This is a genomic window from Streptomyces sp. NRRL WC-3618 (assembly GCF_001280005.1).
Taxonomy (GTDB): domain Bacteria; phylum Actinomycetota; class Actinomycetes; order Streptomycetales; family Streptomycetaceae; genus Streptomyces.
In genome coordinates this window covers 1-218 of record NZ_LGDW01000429.1, presented here as the reverse complement: position 1 = coordinate 218, position 218 = coordinate 1, and the positions used below count along the sequence as shown (strand labels likewise).

Annotated in this window: 1 rRNA gene; it reads right to left on the bottom strand. The window is 54.6% G+C overall.

The annotated features are described in order from the left end of the window. Positions 1-218: ribosomal RNA gene (locus ADL01_RS28290) — 23S ribosomal RNA — on the bottom strand; the annotation flags it as partial.

Sequence of the window (218 nt, the reverse complement as noted above, 5' to 3'; positions counted from 1 at the left end):
TATTCGGACTCGCTTTCGCTACGGCTTCCCCACACGGGTTAACCTCGCAACACACCGCAAACTCGCAGGCTCATTCTTCAAAAGGCACGCAGTCACGACTGTATGTGCAAGCACATACAGCGACGCTCCCACGGCTTGTAGGCACACGGTTTCAGGTACTATTTCACTCCGCTCCCGCGGTACTTTTCACCATTCCCTCACGGTACTATCCGCTATCG